Source organism: Bacillus sp. ISL-35, from assembly GCF_018613355.1.
Taxonomy (GTDB): domain Bacteria; phylum Bacillota; class Bacilli; order Bacillales; family Cytobacillaceae; genus Mesobacillus.
Genome location: NZ_JAGGQK010000006.1, coordinates 310244 through 326283 on the forward strand (window position 1 = coordinate 310244; position 16040 = coordinate 326283).

General features: G+C 43.3%; 16 protein-coding genes. 9 read left to right on the forward strand and 7 right to left on the reverse strand.

Annotated features, from left to right (window positions below; translation table 11 throughout):
* Window position 1 precedes the first annotated feature (1 nt).
* The 4 genes from J7E38_RS10920 to coaW all read left to right on the forward strand — a co-directional run bounded on the left by J7E38_RS10920 (window position 2) and on the right by coaW (window position 3808).
* Window positions 2-766: an ABC transporter ATP-binding protein gene (locus J7E38_RS10920; protein WP_214705878.1), complete on the forward strand. Its 765-nt coding sequence runs from the start codon at window positions 2-4 to the stop codon at window positions 764-766.
* On the forward strand, window positions 759-1466 hold the full coding sequence (locus tag J7E38_RS10925; protein ID WP_214705783.1) for an ABC transporter ATP-binding protein: 708 nt from the start codon (window positions 759-761) through the stop codon (window positions 1464-1466). The genes J7E38_RS10920 and J7E38_RS10925 overlap by 8 nt, the downstream gene beginning before the upstream one ends.
* Before the next feature lie 91 nt (window positions 1467-1557).
* Window positions 1558-2757 carry an ABC transporter substrate-binding protein gene (locus J7E38_RS10930; RefSeq protein ID WP_214705784.1) on the forward strand — a complete coding sequence of 400 codons (1200 nt, stop codon included), beginning with the start codon at window positions 1558-1560 and terminating at the stop codon, window positions 2755-2757.
* Window positions 2758-3001: 244 nt separating this feature from the next.
* The gene (gene coaW, locus J7E38_RS10935) at window positions 3002-3808 is read left to right on the forward strand and encodes a type II pantothenate kinase (RefSeq protein ID WP_214705785.1); all 807 of its coding nucleotides are present in this window, start codon (window positions 3002-3004) and stop codon (window positions 3806-3808) included.
* Between the two features lie 44 nt (window positions 3809-3852).
* On the opposite strand, the gene J7E38_RS10940 is transcribed toward coaW, so the two are convergent.
* The 5 genes from J7E38_RS10940 to J7E38_RS10960 all read right to left on the reverse strand — a co-directional run bounded on the left by J7E38_RS10940 (window position 3853) and on the right by J7E38_RS10960 (window position 7175).
* Window positions 3853-4875, reverse strand: a complete 1023-nt coding sequence (locus tag J7E38_RS10940; RefSeq protein WP_214705786.1) for an LLM class flavin-dependent oxidoreductase — start codon at window positions 4873-4875, stop codon at window positions 3853-3855.
* 139 nt (window positions 4876-5014) lie between these two features.
* On the reverse strand, window positions 5015-6334 hold the full coding sequence (locus J7E38_RS10945; RefSeq protein ID WP_214705787.1) for an ammonium transporter: 1320 nt from the start codon (window positions 6332-6334) through the stop codon (window positions 5015-5017).
* Window positions 6335-6470: 136 nt separating this feature from the next.
* Window positions 6471-6794: a MerR family transcriptional regulator gene (locus tag J7E38_RS10950; protein ID WP_214705879.1), complete on the reverse strand. Its 324-nt coding sequence runs from the start codon at window positions 6792-6794 to the stop codon at window positions 6471-6473.
* Window positions 6795-6871: 77 nt separating this feature from the next.
* Window positions 6872-7018 (reverse strand): Fur-regulated basic protein FbpA, encoded by a 147-nt coding sequence (locus J7E38_RS10955; protein WP_214705788.1) that lies wholly within the window; start codon window positions 7016-7018, stop codon window positions 6872-6874.
* Between the two features lie 13 nt (window positions 7019-7031).
* On the reverse strand, window positions 7032-7175 hold the full coding sequence (locus J7E38_RS10960; RefSeq protein ID WP_214705789.1) for a hypothetical protein: 144 nt from the start codon (window positions 7173-7175) through the stop codon (window positions 7032-7034).
* Window positions 7176-7352: 177 nt separating this feature from the next.
* On the opposite strand from J7E38_RS10960, the gene J7E38_RS10965 reads away from it, so the two are divergent.
* The 5 genes from J7E38_RS10965 (at window position 7353) to J7E38_RS10985 (ending at window position 12669) form a co-directional block, all read left to right on the forward strand.
* Window positions 7353-8219 carry a dimethylarginine dimethylaminohydrolase family protein gene (locus J7E38_RS10965; protein ID WP_214705790.1) on the forward strand — a complete coding sequence of 289 codons (867 nt, stop codon included), beginning with the start codon at window positions 7353-7355 and terminating at the stop codon, window positions 8217-8219.
* Window positions 8220-9428: 1209 nt separating this feature from the next.
* Window positions 9429-10889 (forward strand): alanine/glycine:cation symporter family protein, encoded by a 1461-nt coding sequence (locus tag J7E38_RS10970; protein WP_214705791.1) that lies wholly within the window; start codon window positions 9429-9431, stop codon window positions 10887-10889.
* Between the two features lie 123 nt (window positions 10890-11012).
* Window positions 11013-11927, forward strand: coding sequence for a CBASS cGAMP-activated phospholipase (locus J7E38_RS10975; protein ID WP_214705792.1), 915 nt, complete (start codon window positions 11013-11015; stop codon window positions 11925-11927).
* Window positions 11928-11998: 71 nt separating this feature from the next.
* Window positions 11999-12268 carry a DUF1292 domain-containing protein gene (locus J7E38_RS10980; protein WP_214705793.1) on the forward strand — a complete coding sequence of 90 codons (270 nt, stop codon included), beginning with the start codon at window positions 11999-12001 and terminating at the stop codon, window positions 12266-12268.
* 131 nt (window positions 12269-12399) lie between these two features.
* On the forward strand, window positions 12400-12669 hold the full coding sequence (locus J7E38_RS10985; RefSeq protein ID WP_144481082.1) for a hypothetical protein: 270 nt from the start codon (window positions 12400-12402) through the stop codon (window positions 12667-12669).
* A gap of 32 nt (window positions 12670-12701) precedes the next feature.
* Here the strand turns inward: J7E38_RS10985 and J7E38_RS10990 are convergent, their stop codons facing one another.
* Window positions 12702-14750, reverse strand: a complete 2049-nt coding sequence (locus tag J7E38_RS10990) for a metallophosphoesterase family protein (protein WP_214705794.1) — start codon at window positions 14748-14750, stop codon at window positions 12702-12704.
* A gap of 100 nt (window positions 14751-14850) precedes the next feature.
* Window positions 14851-15996 (reverse strand): glycoside hydrolase family 18 protein, encoded by a 1146-nt coding sequence (locus J7E38_RS10995; protein ID WP_214705795.1) that lies wholly within the window; start codon window positions 15994-15996, stop codon window positions 14851-14853.
* Window positions 15997-16040: the final 44 nt, after the last annotated feature.

Here is a 16040-nt window from a genome sequence, read left to right on the forward strand (position 1 = left end):
GATGTTCCTGGAAACGAAGAATTTAACGAAGAAATTTGGCGGTTTGACTGCTGTTAATGATGTGGATTTTTCGATCGAAAAAGGAAAAATCAATGCGATCATTGGGCCGAATGGAGCTGGCAAGTCCACTTTTTTCAATCTGATCAGCGGCTTTCACCCTCCTACATCAGGCCATATTATTTTTAAAGGCCAGGACATTACAAATCTGCCATCAAATAAAATTGCGGAACTGGGGGTAGCGCGCACCTTTCAAACAACTAATCTGTTTGAACAATCCACTGTCTTTGACAATGTGATTGTCGGACATAGATTGAGGACAAAGTCCAATTTGCTCGATGCAGTGTTCAGGACGAAAAGATTAAAGAGGGAAGAAGAGAAATGCCGTGAAAAGGCTTTTGAAGTAATCGGATTCGCAGGATTGGAAAAAGTCGCAGACAAACTTGTTGGAAACCTCACGCAGGAAGAAAAGAAACGGACGGCATTTGCGCTGGCATTGGCAACAGATCCTGAAATCGTCTTCCTTGATGAGCCTGCAGCTGGAGTGAACCCTGATGAGACAGAAGGATTGGCTCAATTGATGAAAAAAATAGCCGATAAAGGGATTACTGTCTGTTTGATCGAGCACAAAATGCAAATGATCATGAAGCTCGCGGATAAAATAATGGTCCTCAATTACGGAGAAAAAATCGCTGAGGGCAATGCAGAAGAAATCAGGAATGATCCCACTGTAATCAAGGCCTACCTGGGAGGGAGCGCCAGTGCTTAAACTGCGAGATGTTAAAGTTAAATACGGAAGCTACACAGCTGTAAACAATGTGAACCTTGAAGTCTCCAAGGGGGAAATCGTTGTCCTGCTCGGTGCCAATGGTGCCGGAAAAAGTACAATTTTCAAGACAATCAGCGGATTGAATAAAATTTCTTCAGGTGACATCCTGTTTGAGGGAAAATCCCTTAACAAAACCACTCCCGATAAAATTGTACAGTCGGGAATTGCCCAGTGCGCGGAAGGCCGTAAGCTGTTTCCATCAATGACCATTCAGGAGAATTTAAAGATGGGCGCTTATGTCCACAGAAAGCATAGGAAAGAAATAAAGGAATCTCTGGATCATGTGTTTGAACTGTTTCCGATCCTGGAAGAGAAACAGCATGATATGGCGGGGTCACTCAGCGGGGGCCAGCAGCAGATGCTTGCTATTGGAAGGGCGTTGATGGCAAAGCCAAAATTAATGCTTCTTGATGAGCCATCCATCGGACTTGCACCACTGATTGTTGAGCAAATGTTTGATGTGATCCAGACCATCAATCGGGAGGGAACGACCATACTTCTGGCCGAACAAAATGCGAATGCTGCCTTGAAAATTGCAGATAAAGGCTATGTATTCGAAAACGGTTCTGTAGTCCTGGAAGGGACCTCTAATGAATTGTTTGCTAATGATGAAATAAAGAAGGCATATATCGGTGCCTAAAACTGCTTCTGTCTTTTGGGGAGGTGGTTGACGAGCGGTACAAACTTTAAAATCTGAATATTGAAAATTTACGATTCAAGGGGGAGAACGAATGAAGAAGTCCAAATTGTTGTTGGTCTTAAGTGTGATGTTTGCCTTGATTTTCAGTCTAGCCGCTTGCAACAGCTCAGAAAAAACAAATACAGGAGGAAAGGATTCTGAAGCAGCGTCTGGTGAAGGGACAATCAATATTGGATACACAGGACCATTGAGCGGACCTGCCGCGTTTTATGGAGAACGAACATTGAACGGTGTCCAGATGGCCACTGAGGAAATCAACAACGCCGGTGGAATCGAAGTAAATGGCAAGAAGTATAAATTTAATGTCGTTTCTCTGGACGACAAGTATTTGCCTAATGAAGCAGGTGCGAATGCGAAAAGACTCATGCAGGAAAATAAGACACCCATCATTTTTACTCCGCACAGCGGCGGTGTGGCTGCTTTGCAGGTGTTCAACCAGCAAGATAAATTCATAATTGGAGCATACACAAGTGAACCAAAGGTAACGGAAGTCGGAAATAAATTAACGGTCAGGATCCCTCCACGTTATGATGGCTATCTTGAGCCATTCACGAATTATACGATGAAGAAGTTCGGCAAAAAGATCGCATTCCTTCCAACTTCGTCACAGTATGGGAAGGACTGGGCTGAAAAGCTTCAGCCTCACTGGGAAAAAGCTGGTGGGGAAGTGGTGTACAATTCATCAATCGACTTTGCGAAGGATACAGATTTCTTTACGATCATCACCAATGCACTAAAGGAAAAACCAGACGTACTCTTTATCGGCGGGCCGTCTGAACCGACTGCAAAAGTTGCCAAGCAAGCTAGAGAACTTGGCTTCAAAGGTGGTTTTATCGTCATGGACCAGGCGAAGTTCGATGAGATGAAGAAGGTGACAGGTACGTATGACGTCCTAAACGGCGCAATCGGTGTCATGCCGCTCGTCAATTCCGAAAGTCCCGGCATTCCTGAGTTTGTCAAGAACTACAACGCAAAATACAAAGAGGACCCAGGCTCTGAGGCAGGCTTGAATTATATTGCCATGCATGTTTTTGCTGAAGCAATAAAAGCAGCAGGATCTGTCGATGATCCTGAAAAAATCATGGCCCATATGCAGGATGGGTTAGATAACCTGCCTGAGGACAAAAAAGTTTATGTGATACCAAAAATCGATCCAAATGGCGGATTTGAAGGTGAATTGATTGTAGCGGCAATTGAGGATGGAAAAGTCGTCCCAATAAAGGTTGATTAATCTGCTGTAAAAAAAAGCAGCAACTGTTCCTGAATATCCGGTTAGAGTAGAACCAAAGACTGGTTGCCGGTCAATCAGTCTTTACTTATTAAAAAGTTCAATTGCCAATTATTGAAGTGAGGCAAATAATGATCGAAGCGGCAGTTAATATGAACTGCCGTTTTTTCGTTGCTTTCTTGTTTCTCAAGAACATACAATAAGAAATAAGATATCGCCAGCACGGTCGCTGAAAGGAGTGTTTAGCATGAATAATAAGATTGGAATTGACGCGGGAGGATCACTTATCAAAATTGCATATGAAGAAAATGGGAGATTGCATTTCCGAAAACAGCCCAATTCAAAATTGGATGATGCCTTACAGTGGCTGAAAATCACTGCAACAAATAAGCCAATCTATTTGACAGGCGGAAAGGCAGGAACCATTAAAGCCAATTATTTTCCTGAGGCAAAGATGGTAGATGAATTTTCTGCTGTATGCGAAGGCAGCCGGCATTTGAAAATGAAGGAAGTAAGATCTGCCAGTGATTCTTACATACTGGTCAACATCGGGACAGGCACTTCCTGGTTTACAATTAACGGGGAACAGTATGACCGGGTTCTCGGCAGTGGAATTGGCGGCGGTACTTTTATGGGATTGGGTGAAATTTTGGCCGAAACCGAGGACTTTTCCGAACTGGTAAGTTTGGCTGCTGCCGGAGATAAGGGCAATGTTGACCTGCTCGTTAAGGATATCTATCATCCGGAAAAACCCCCGATTCATGGTGATTTGACAGCGAGCAATTTTGCGAAATCACAAGAGATTACTCCAAGTTCTCCTGCGGATAAAATCGCTTCCCTTAACAATATGATCGCAGAAACGTTAACTCTTCTCACTGTCCAGGCTGCCAATCTTCACAACATTAAACAGGTCGTATTTATCGGCAGTACTCTTGCAGGAAATACCCCCCTACGGGAACATTTGAAGTCTTATTGCAGCATGTCCGGAATTGATCCGGTTTATCTCGAAAATGGTGAGTTTAGCGGGGCGATTGGGGCAATGCTCACAAAATGACAAAAGAGGGGAAGCCACTTTGGCTCCTCCTCTTTTGTTGTACTTTATCTGTTTCCTTTAAAAACATCAGAGACAATTTCAAAGGATTTCAATCTGGCTTTGTGATCAAAAATTTGCGCATTGATGATCATTTCATCTGCCTGAGTTTCATCTAGGAATTCTTGAAGTTTTGTTTTAATCGTCTGCGGGCCGCCAACAATTGAGGAACCGATCCGGCTGTCCAGCAGCATCTTTTCATAATCGCTGACCTGGTTGTCAAAATCTTTTAGAGGCGGCAGCAGGGGACTTGGATTATTCCTGAAAAGATTCAGGAATTGCTGCTGCATAGATGTGGCCAAAAACTCTGCTTCCTCATCCGTTTCGGCTGCAATCACATTTACACCAACCATTGCATATGGCTGATCCAGTACATCTGAAGGCTTAAAACTCCTCCGGTATAGTTTGAGAGCTCCTAAAGTATTTTCCGGAGAAAAGTGGCTGGCGAATGAAAAAGGCAAGCCGAGTTGTCCTGCAAGCTGCGCACTATAGCCACTGGATCCCAACAGCCAGATTGGGATGTTCAATCCCTCACCTGGAATAGCGCGAACACTTCGAAATTGTGAATCAAGTTCCGGGTTAAAGTATGCGCGAAGTTCATCCAATTGCTCTGGAAAGTCCTGGCCATCACTGCGACGTTCACGCCTTAAAGCATAGGCTGTCACCTGGTCGGTTCCAGGGGCGCGTCCGAGTCCAAGGTCAATCCGGCCGGGGAAAAGGGATTCAAGGGTCCCGAATTGTTCTGCAATCACAAGCGGAGCATGGTTTGGCAGCATGATCCCGCCGGATCCTACCCTGATTGACGTTGTTCCTGCTGCCACATGACCGATGACTACCGAAGTCGCAGAACTGGCGATTCCTGGCATATTATGATGTTCTGCCAGCCAGTAGCGGCGATATCCCCATTGTTCCGCATGCCTGGCAAGATCGAGCGTGTTATTAAGTGCATCTGAAGCTGTGCCTCCTTGAATGATTGGAGCAAGATCAAGCACTGAAAATTTGATATCGTTTAAACGTTTGCCGTCCGTCATAAGTTCATCTTCCTTTATTGAATGATATTAACTTCCAGGATAGCTTTTATACTATTCCCAGCGTTTATACTATTCAATAGTACCAATAATCTTTCGGTAATCAAAATAAAATGGTTTGAATCAACAGTTTGCTTCGCAGTTAATTAATGGAAGGCCGCTGCGTTACAAGGGAAGGATTTTCGATCCTGTGCTTGCTGCCGGACTCCCTGATGGTTGCTTCGATATTGACAAATTCCGGATATCCATAATTACCATGTTCACTGATGTCCAGTCCAATATTTTCTTCCTCTTCTGTAACTCGCAAGCCATTCATCACCGTTTTCATTCCTAATAAAATGAGATAGGAAACAATAAAAGCAAAAGCACCCGAAACCAAAACTCCCAGAGCCTGCACACCCAGCTGCTCAAAACCTCCGCCATAAAATAAACCTGGTTTTCCGACTGTCGCCAGTTCTGGTGTTGCGAAGAAACCAGTCGATAAGGTACCCCAAACTCCTGCTGCCCCGTGTACAGAAAGCGCAAATATAGGGTCATCGATCTTTTTGCTTTCAAAAAACCTGATGCTGTAGAAGACGAGAATTCCGGCAACCAATCCAATCACAACTGCCGCCCAGGTATCGACAAAGGCGCAGGAAGCGGTGATTGCAACAAGGCCGGCAAGTGTTCCATTCAACATCATTGGGATATCAGCCTTTCCAAGTACGATCCATGAAATAGCAAGTGCAGCAACTGTACCAGCCGCGGCTGCCAGATTCGTGTTCAGTGCCACGAATCCGAAAAAAGCACCATCCACCGAAACCGTGCTGCCTGCATTGAAACCAAACCAGCCTACCCATAGGAAGAGTACACTCAAGGCGGTGAATACTAGGTTATGTCCTTCAATCTTATTAGCCGTACCATCTGAATTGTATTTGCCTATACGAGGCTTCAATAGGAGTGTTGCTGCCAGTGCAGCCATAGCCCCTGTAAGGTGAACGACTGTCGAACCGGCGAAATCCTGTTTCCCATGCTCAGCAAGCCAGCCGCCGCCCCAAATCCAGTGAGCAATGAACGGATAAACCAGTACCGAGAATAAAACTGCGAAAACAACATATACAGATAATTTCGCTCTTTCAGCAAAGCCGCCAAAAGCGATCGTGATTGAAATTCCCGCGAAAGCCAATTGGAATAGGAAGAAGACGGATCCTGAAAGGCCAAGCCCTTCAACATCATACCCTGAATAAAAGAAATCCGAGAATCCTAAAATCGAATTACCTTCACCGAAAATCAATCCATATCCAACAGCCCAGAAAACAATGGAGGAGATGCCGAATGTTAAAATCGTTTTACCAGCGATATGTCCAGCATTTTTCATCCTTGTTGAACCCGTTTCCAGTAAAATGAAACCCCCAATCATCAAAATAACCAATACTGCAGAAATCATGACCCATAAACTATTCAATAAAAAACCAGTATCCATTTGCTCAACTCCCTTTTATTTGTTGATGTTTTATGTATTTTGTCATTTAATTCTGATTGAAACCACAATTATGTAAGATAACCTCACACGTTTTTTAAGACAAAAGAAAAAACCTTCTTTTACGAAGGTTCCGCAATCATTTTTTTCGTATCCCGAAGTGGGCATTTATTTGTCCCTGGATCATTTTCTTATGTTCTTCTGCTTCATTTCGTTTCTTTTGTTTAACCATTTCCTGCCTGATTTCATACGTCTGAACGCCGTCTTCAATTTTATTGGCGATCTCCACTAATAGTTCTACATCTGCGAAGGAATATCTTCTGCTTCCCCCTGGAGTTCGATAAGGAAAAACTAATTTTCTTTCTTCATAATATCGTATTTGCCGTTCAGTAAGTCCAGTCAGTTCACTAACAATCCCGATTGTGATAACCTTTTTATCTTTATAAGAAGAATCGGCAGCCAGGAGGATCACCACGCTTCATTATTTTATGTTATATTTTCTCACACGAAAAGTCGTTTTGTAAATCAAAAAAATTCCGACTAATACCCATTTATTAAATTTTTAAGTTCTGTCAGTGTTAATTTCCTTAATTCATTTTCACTTTCTTTTGAAAGCCCTGTTTTGATCAAATGCTGGATATAATGGTCTTTAAGTTTATCAACAGCTGTCCTTAGATGTAATGACACAGAGAAGCCCCCCTTAAAAATAGTCATTTTGAACTTCACGCAGGATTTCCAAAGCCCGGATGCCTTCTTTTTTCAAAAGCTGCTCATACAATTCATCTCGAAAAAGATCAATCATGACAATCAATTGCGCTAAACCCATTTCCCTCTGTCTGTCCATAGAAATCTCCTCATTTCCTTTACGTAGATTTAATTTGGTTCATCTTAACGAATAACTTTTGTGCAGTCATCAAGTTGGGAAGGATATCTGACAGGGATTTTTAGCCGCAGAAGTAATGAATTACGAGAGAACCGGAAAACCTATAATGATGATTTGTCCACAAGGAGGAGTTAACTGATGGAACAGAATATGCAGCCCGAAAATAGAGGGTATATCATAAATGAATATGATGTACTTAAGAAAGTCATTCTTTGCCAGCCACAATATATGACCATCCGAGATGTTATTAATGAAACTCAAAAACATTTTAAGGATGAAGGCATACATATCGATGTTGCATTGCAGCAGCATCATGAATTTGTGAAAACCTTGAAAAATTACGGAGTTGAGGTCATCCTGCTCCCATACCATAAAAAATTTCCGGAGCAAGTCTTCACAAGGGACATCGGTTTTACCCTTGGTGAAACCATTTTTGTAGCAGATATGGCCAGCGATGTCCGAAAAGGCGAGGAGGATGTCTTGAAACAGTGGCTGGAGGATGAAGAGATTTCCTATTATAATCTGCTGGGTGATCAGATTGAGGGCGGCGATGTAGTCATTGACCAGGATACCGTCTATGTGGGCTTGAGCAACCGGACCAACCAGCAGGCAGCTGGCCACCTGCAGGGATTGCTCCCGAACTTAAACGTGCGAGCTATTCCCTTCAAAGCTGAGTACCTACATCTTGACTGTGTGTTCAATGTAGTCTCACCTGAAGTTGCTTTGATTTATCGTCCCGCATTGACAGACGAAGATATTCAATTATTTAGCTCCCGTTATGATTTGATTGATGTCAGCGAAGAGGAACAATTCACTCTTGGGACCAATGTGCTGAGCATCGGAAACAAACGGATCCTCAGTCTGCCTGTGAATAAAGGAGTGAATGAGCAGCTTAGAAGTAAAGGATTCGAAATAATCGAAGTCGATATTACAGAGATTATTAAATCGGGAGGCTCGTTCCGCTGCTGCTCATTGCCGATTTTACGCGAGAGGAATGTGCAATAGTTACTTATCCCTTATGATAAGAGAAAAATCATACTGAAGCAGGTGACTACAGTCGCTTGCTTTTTTCTTTTAAAAAGGTACTTCAGGCCAATGGGGTGCTCGGAGGCGAAGAGATGGCAGAACCCCCGGTGGCTTCGGACAGCTTTGGTGGCCGCAGACGAAAAGCTGTCCGAATACGTGATAACTTCGGACAGCTTTGGTAACCGCAGATGAAAAGTTGTCCGAACTTGAAGCTACTTCGGACAGATTTGGTGTTCGCAGACGAAAAGTTGTCCGAACTCAAGGCTACTTCGGACAGCTTTGGTGGCCGCAGACGAAAAGCTGTCCGAACACGAGGCTACTTCGGACAGCTTTGGTACTGGCAGGCGAAAAGTTGTCCGAACTTGGAGCTACTTCAGACAGCTTTGGTGCCCGCAGGCGAAAAGCTGTCCGAACTCAAGGCTACTTCGGACAGCATTGGTGCTCGCAGGCGAAAAGTTGTCCGAACTCAAGGCTACTTCGGACAGCTTTGGTGGCCGCAGACGAAAAGCTGTCCGAACACGAGGCTACTTCGGACAGCTTTGGTACCCGCAGATGAAAAGCTGTCCGAACTCAAGGCTACTTCGGACAGCTTTGGTACCCGCAGATGAAAAGTTGTCCGAACTTGAAGCTACTTCGGAAAGATTTGGTCTTCGCAGACGAAAAGTTGTCCGAACTCAAGGCTACTTGGGACAGCTTTGGTGGCCGCAGAAGAAAAGCTGTCCGAACACGAGGCTACTTCGGACAGCTTTGGTACTCGCAGACGAAAAGCTGTCCGAACTTGGAGCTACTTCGGACAGCTTTGGTGCCCGCAGACCAAAAGTTGTCCGAACTCAAGACTACTTCATACAGTTTTAATATTCACTGACAAAAAGTTGTCCGAACCGGGAGCTAACTCGGACAATTTTGGTACTCTAAGACAAAAAGGAGTCCGAACCCCAAGCCTACTTCGGACAGCTCACACCCTTACATACGAAAAACCAGCATAATAAAAGTCTGCTGACCTAAAACTCGAACTGCTGTCTCCTCAAAGCTTGCTTCATATTTGAACCTGCAAACATTGTCGAAATCTGTTTTTATAACAGTTGAATAAAATGTTTGCTGTTAAACATCAGTTTTTGATTGTCCTTTGGGCTTAATTATCTTATAATTCAAAATAGAAAGAAATCAAACAAGCAAAGGGGGATTCATTTGGAAGCTTTTGTTTCTTGGCTCAATGGGATTTTGTGGAGCAACCCGGTCATTTATATCATTCTGGGAATTGGCCTGGTGTTTTCGATCCTGACACGTTTTTTACAGGTAAGACTTTTGAAGGACATGGTTACTCTCATGTTCAAAGGGAGAAGTTCCGATGCGGGCGTTTCATCTTTTCAGGCCTTATCTATCGCTTTATCCGGCCGTGTAGGAACTGGTAACATCGCTGGTACTGCCACTGCGATTGCAATGGGAGGACCTGGTGCGGTTTTCTGGATGTGGGCAATTGCGTTTATCGGGGCGAGCAGCGCATTTGTTGAATCAACATTAGCCCAGATTTATAAGGTTAAGCAAGATGGTCTTTATCGAGGCGGTCCTGCTTATTACATTGAGAAAGGTCTAGGCATCAGATGGTTTGCGATTGCATTTTCTGTTGCGGCATTGCTGGCAATGGCCCTTTTAATGCCGGGGATTCAATCAAACTCGATTGCACTTGGCCTTGAGAATGCTTTTGGTGTAAGCAAATCAGTTTCTGGTTTGGTTATCATCGCTCTTTTGGGCTTTATCATTTTCGGCGGTGTTAAAAGAATCGCAACGGTTGCCCAATATACTGTTCCATTTATGGCTGTAGGGTACATTCTTGTTGCTCTTATCATTATTGGAATGAATATCACTGAAGTTCCTGCCGTTTTCGCTTTGATTTTCAAAAGTGCTTTCGGTGCCGACTCTATGTTTGGTGGTATCTTGGGAAGTGCGATTGCGTGGGGTGTAAAACGCGGAATTTATTCCAATGAAGCAGGGCAGGGTACAGGTCCTCACGCAGCTGCTGCAGCTGAGGTTTCACACCCGGCTAAACAAGGTCTTGTCCAGGCATTTTCTGTTTATATCGATACTCTATTCGTTTGTTCCGCTACTGCATTCATGATCCTGTTCACAGGTATGTTCAATACTGTAGGAGCTGACGGTTCGTTTATCGTTGAAAACTTGAAAGGTGTAGAGGCAGGTCCAGGATATACACAAGCTGCTGTGGACGCGGTTCTTCCTGGATTCGGCGCAGAATTTGTTGCTGTTGCCCTTTTCTTCTTCGCTTTCACAACAATCATGGCCTATTATTATATGGCCGAGACAAACATCGCTTATCTTCTCAGAGGAAGAAATGGTAAGGTTCCGATGTTTGCCCTTAAAGTCGTCATTCTTGGAGCAACTTTCTACGGTGCTGTGAAAGAAGCGTCTCTTGCATGGGCGCTGGGAGATGCTGGTCTCGGATTGATGGTATGGCTAAATCTTATTGCCATCGTCCTGCTTGCGAAGCCGGCACTGATTGCTTTGAAGGATTACGAGGAACAGAGGAAGCAAGGTATTGATCCGGTCTTCAATTCCAAAAAGCTCGGAATTAAGAACGCTGAGTACTGGGAAGAAGAGTATTCCTTCAACCATGAAAAAGAAAAAGTATCATAATACTGATTTACTTGAAGAGCTGCCTGGTCAAAGGCAGCTCTTCTTTCAGTCTATCCGGTTTATTCATATTGTTTTCGTGGAATGGGAAGGATGATAGTATCAAGGACGTAGCGGGGGAATATCATGAAGTTGTTATGCATCGACGGTGGCGGTATTAGAGGTGTTTTCCCTATTGCCATCCTGAAGGCGATTGAAGAAGAATTCGGCAAGCCTGTAGGCCAGCTGTTCGATGTGATTTCAGGCACCAGTACAGGGGCTATCATTGCCGCTTCAGTTGCTTTGAATACATCGATGGGGGAGTTGATGGAAAGGTACGAGATTTATGGGGAAAAGATTTTTGTCAAAAAATCAAAGGTAGGCTTTTTTAAAAGTGTATACAGTGACCGCTATTTGAGGAGGCTGTTGATGCATGCATTCAAAGACATCACCCTTGGCGATATCAAAAAGCCTTTATTGATTCCTGCTGTTGATATCACCCATGGAAAACCCTATGTCCATCGAACAGACTTTGGTTATTCATCAGAAAATGAACTTTCAATCAAGCTATGGGATGCTGTACTTTCATCCTGTTCTGCGCCTATCTATTTTCCTCCCAACAATGTAAACAATCAATATTTATCGATCGATGGGGGATTATGGGCCAATAATCCATCACTGGTTTGTGTGACGGAGGCTTTGCACCATTTTAAAATCGATCTGGAAGAAATCCATATTCTCTCGATCGGGACAGGCCAGCAGAACATCGACTTTACGATGGAGGAGGATAAATACTGGGGAATCCGTCAGTGGCTGCCATTCCATTTTCCATCTTTAAAAATAACCCCCAAGCTGTTGGATTTGGCAATGGACTTATCCTCTGAATCCGTTTCATACCACTGCAGGCTTTTGCTGCGTGAACATTATCTCCGTTTGAATACGGAATTGTCGGAGGAAGTGCCTTTTGACGATTTTACTTATACGGCAAAATTAAAAGAATTGGGAAAACAGGTGTTTAAGTCAAACAAAGGACAAATCAAAGCCTTTCTTTCTGAGAGTTAGACCATTTGTTTTACAGAATAAGCCACTCTTCATTGGGTACACTATTTTTACAATTTACGGGAGGAACAACAATGGAAAAAATTGAAGTTGGAGAAGTTTTTACAATCAGCGACGAAAGCAATATGGACCAGGAGGTAGAAGTAATCGGGACGTTGAACATTGATGGTTCTGACTACGCAGCTGTAAGCTTTGTTGACGACCTGCAAACAGAATCTGATGAAGACATTGATATATTTTTTCTCAAGGTCGACGAAGAGGGAGATTTTTCTGCCATCGAATCTGATGAAGAATTCGAAAAGGTATCTGCAGCTTTTGATGAAATGATAAATGAAGAAGAATAGAAGGGAGGAGGGGAGGTTAAACTCCTCTCCTTTTTTGGTATATATACATAGGATGTATATTCGTAAAAAAGTGGTAAATAGAAGGAAATCATTCGCTTCTGTCGAATTGATTTTTAAAGGAGTTGATACAATTGGATAGCGTCATCCTCGTAACCTTTAAAATCAAGGGAATCCCGATTCCTATTAAAATAGCTTCTACTAATGAACCAAGCAGAGAGCAAATCCTCAAGAAAATCACTGATTTGGCTAAAGGCTATGATTTATCTGGCGAAATTCAATTCAAAAAGCTTCTAAAAGAGCACGGCCACAAAATGTATATATATGAAATCGGTGATAAAAAATGCATGGTGCTGGTAGAGAGGCTTGAGAAGATAAAAGAGTTTGAAGAGATAGGTTCATAGCACGCTAATACGATCGGTTTTTCAATAAAATTTTAATTATTCGTTTTCGGTTCTGCAGCCATAAGCAAGGTATTCTCAAGTACCGAATTATCAAAATGAAGGTAGCCGATCGAGTTTTTTGTTTCGGCAATGCTGCCGTCCGAAAATGAGTAGTAGTTAATCGTTTCTTCCCATAGCTTTTGCTTCGGGATTCCTGTTTTATCCTTGGTAAGGCTCAGGCTGTAGGTCTCGCTGCAGCTGCGGTACAGGGAGTGTTCCTTTCGTTTTTGAGCATTGAGCCACAGCACCGACTTCATTAATAACCCCCACACCCCCGTAAAACTTTCATTATGGATGGGGCTGCTCGTGAACTGGCAGATAGAATGCTTTTTACCATCGTTAAGCTCGACTTCTGATTTTACCGCTGAGGAGAAGTGGACATCTCCTGACAGCAATATGACGTAACTTGGGTCCCAGCTGGAAACTTGAGAAAGGAAGGTATGGAATCCTTTGCCGTTATATTTCCAACCATCAAAATCAAATGATGTCTGGACAGGGAAGCCTAAAACTTTGAATGGAAATACATATTTATGGAGGAAGGATTCGATCAGGCCCATTCCGTAAACAGGGGTTGGGGAGACAATATTCAAAGGAGTATGCTTATTCCACCCGCTCTTTAGGAGTTTTTCGGTCGTGCTTTGCCAGCCTTTTTCAGAAATCAGCAAAGGTGTCCTTGTTGTCTCCTCTATCAAAATTCCAAGCTTAACCGGTTTTGGCCTTGGATCGAAGTCACGCTGTGTACGCGTATCCAGGAAAACGGTTTTAGGAACAGTAGGAGCAATGAAGTGCCATGAATGATAGTCCCATAAAAAATCCAGCCCTTCTTTAAAATCCCCTGATTCCAGGTTACCAGGCCCGAGATAGTTTTCGATTTTATTACGGAAAGAGGTGTCAAAGTTTTCAGGGTCGTTGCCCCAGCCCTGGAACAGCCAATAAGCCGCCAATCCGTTGCCAATGATATATTTGCCCAGCGGTGAGTTTCTGACCGTCTCCGTCCATTTTTCGGATATATTCCAATCATCCGTTAAATCATGGTCATCAAAGATCATATAGGTTGGTATGTTTGCCATCAATCGTCTGGTCGCTGTTATCGTAACAATGAATTCCCTGATGTGTTCCGTTTGTTCCTCATATCTTGCTTCCAGTCTGGAAAGCTCCTTTTCCCGCTTTTTCGGTTCAGACTCGAATTTCAAGTGCAACTGTTTGTTCTCAATTAATTGCCTGAAAGATTGGATGAGATCGTTTTCCTGTATGAATTCCCAGATTTCCGGGCTCCAGCTGATTAAATACATTGCTGCATATTCTCCGAATGTGATCAAATGGTTATCACCTTTTCCGGTTGAAAAGTTAGCCAGATGTTCAATCAGGAATTGCCGTGCGTTTACCCTAGTAAGCCGGGAATGCAATACTTCAGGAACCAATTTAGATAAGCTACTGAAATCGCGATGACCGATTAATTCGGATGAAAGTACCGATAGAATCGGGAATAGCGGGTCCCCGACATCATCGGCATAGATCTGGTCACCCATAAAAAATAATCCATTGGGCCTTTGTGAATGATCCAGATGTTTTTCCTCCACAAGGGAGTCTGCTGCAATCAAGGCATCACCCCCAACGCCATGGGGCTTTCGGCAGGAGCCATAAAGCAAATTTGTCGGAACGCTATCATCATCGATATAAAATGCTGGATACTTCAGATTCCCATATACAATAGATCGGTTATGTTCCTTGGTGAGAAGGCCATAGCTTCCCAAATCCCGTACCACCACGCCTTTTTTAAAAAATAAATTATAGCCAAGGAGGGTGCAGGAAGGGAATGGAGCCTTGTTTGGTGAAATCTTAATCAGGTAAATATATAATTGCTCGCCGGCTTTGAAACTTTTTGTCTCAGTATTGATTTCTAAAGGGATATAGGTATCCTCATCGATTTGAAATAATTGAGCGTCCATCTTCACATGGCGGCTCAAAGTAATCCAAATGTAAATGGATGTCGGTTCAACCCTCCTGAGGATTGGGCCGGATAAAATAAAAGGTAACTTCATCGCTTCCACCACCGTTCAGTTCTTTACTGCTACCTTATTCAAGCAGGTTCAGAACGGTGTCCAACAGCCTAAAGCAAAAAAAGCCCGTTAAAGGCTTTTTTCACTTACTTGTATAATAACGAGCGTCTTGGTTCTCTTTTAATGCATTAGCAATCAGTTTGGCGGCACTCTGATTTCCCGGGGCGTCAAGTCCCGCTTCCCAGAGCATCATACCGCCTATCTGCTCAGAAAGCGCAAGTTCTGTTTTCTTTTTCAAAGTAGAATGGCCATTATAATGGTATGTGGTTCCATTGATATTGACCCGATCCTTGCCCGCATTCTCAAGGGCATGACCAAGAAGGGATTCATACGAGATTTGCTTTGCCGAAGGGTCCTCAGGCTGTGCATAAAGAGGGACACCAAGGACAAGTTTTTCTCTCGAAAATCCGTGTGAATCAAATAAAGATGTCCAATAGTTTACTATATTTGCGGAATAGGAAAACGGTGATAGATTCGCTGCGTTGTACTCTCCATCCCACTGACCATCGTATGCCATCAAATTGACATGGTCAAAGTATTTAAACATCTCAGGCTCAAAAACAACAGAGTGAATTTCAGTCCCTGTTACGCTGTGCACCTTGGCATTTACAGCGATTGATAGTTCTTTGCCCATTGGTTGCAGCTGTTCACTCAATTCTTTAGAAAACTCAGCCAGATATTGGGCATCATCTGCTGACCTGGGATGCTCGAAATCGATGTCAATCCCATCGAGATTCTCCCTTTCTGCAATACTAACAAGCTCGTGGACTAGTTTTTTTCTTGAAGCAGAATTCGAGATGGCCGCCTTAAAATAATCATATGATTCTCCGCCATTAATATGGTACCAGCCGCCGATTGCCAGGATGACTTTTGTATCGTGCTTCCTGGCATTGTCCACGATTGCCCTCAGATTTTTGATTGCCTGGTCTCCATTTAATAAAATCATGCCATCAGCAGTTGGGTGCGCAAACGAAAATATAACATGGGTCAGGCTTTGGTAATCAATTTCAGCTGGATTACGGAAGTCCTGGACATATCCAATCAATACCTTTGAGTCCTGTCTTTTCTCAGGTACTTTCTTCAAAGGAGATGATTTTGCAGATAATGAGGCAGGCGTACTGGAGCCTGCCTCATCGTTATGTGGTTTATTGGCAAACAATGCGCCTGTTAAAAAGCCCCCTGTGAAGGTTAGCAAGATAATTAATATGGGCAGGATACGTTTTCTCATATAGGAATCCTCCTAAGTTTAGTCAACTCCAAAATTGTAACAGA